General features: G+C 34.8%; 1 protein-coding gene. It reads left to right on the plus strand.

Features of this window, described 5'->3' with window-relative positions; genetic code table 11:
- Positions 1-410: 410 nt before the first annotated feature.
- On the plus strand, positions 411-1,261 hold an 851-nt coding region (locus tag OS188_RS14685; protein ID WP_267149604.1), incomplete at its 3' end, for an IS110 family RNA-guided transposase.

Raw genomic sequence — 1,261 nt, forward strand, 5'->3', positions numbered from 1 at the left:
TTCGGTTTTTACTTATTTAAAATTCTAGAAAAAATCCGAAAACTAAACCAGGCTTTTTTCATTCGCGCAAACTTGCTCCAGCATTAAAGCCAACGTGTTTGTATATGAAAAGTGCGTGTTTGTGTCAGCGGATTTTCGGAACGAAAATCAGTTGAAAGCAAACACGCGCTTTCCTTTTGATTAAGCACTAAACTACGCATTTTTTATATACGGCTTAAGTTAGCACTTTAATAAAAACACTAAATTAAGGCATATAAATTAGAAAGAACAAAAGAGAGGATTAAGGTTAATATACACGCAGAAGCTTTAGACTTCGTCAACATTGTAAATCCCCTCTCTTTTCTACTCAGATTTCGAACAGTTCTGTGAGGCTTTTAGACCTCGATTTTAAGTCGTTGAAACTCGCGTAGATTGTCCTTTCAAAAAAACATTTTTCTACGAATAAAGATATTAAATATTTTGGTATTGACATCAGCCATTTGGTTTTTGATGTCACAGACTCTGATGGCAATTACTATCAGTTTAAAAACAAAGTTTCAGGCTTTAAGAAGTTCATAAAGCTCTTAAATTGTAATAGTCATTGTGTGATGGAAGCCACGGGTTATTATCATTACCAACTGGCTTATTATTTGTTTGAAAATAATAAAAAGGTATCTGTTGAAAATCCCTTGGCCGTAAAACGCTTTATCCAAATGGGACTATCTAAGATCAAGACGGATAAGAGCGATTCAAAGCTTATTTGTGCTTACGCTGAGCAAGTAGAACTAAAACTTTGGAAAGGTAGTTCTGAAGAATCTCAGGAAGTTCTTCAAATTACCAGAGCCCTTTCTGTGTATACAAAACAGAGAACTATGTTAAAGAATAAACTGCATGGAGAATCTGTTTTGGGTGAGCCGAGTAAAGTTGTTGTCAGGTCCTTAAAACGCAGTTTGAGACAGCTTGATAAAGAGATAAAAACTTTAGAAGATAAGTTGTTGTTATTGGTAAAAGAGTCACATCAAGATTTATTTACGCGTATAAAAACGATACCTGGAATTGGTAGAAAAACAGCCATTATGTTAATTGTTCTAACCGGTGGATTTGAGCGTTTTTCAAGTGCAGGTGAACTGTGTAGTTACGCAGGTCTTACTCCAATGATTCGGCAAAGTGGAAGCAGTGTAAAAGGACGACCAAGAATTAGTAAAATGGGAAATCAAAAACTCAGAAATTTATTATTTATGTGCAGTTTTACCGCTTGTAAATATAACAAAGCATGCAGAGA

The organism is Xanthomarina sp. F1114 (assembly GCF_026410255.1).
GTDB lineage: Bacteria > Bacteroidota > Bacteroidia > Flavobacteriales > Flavobacteriaceae > Xanthomarina.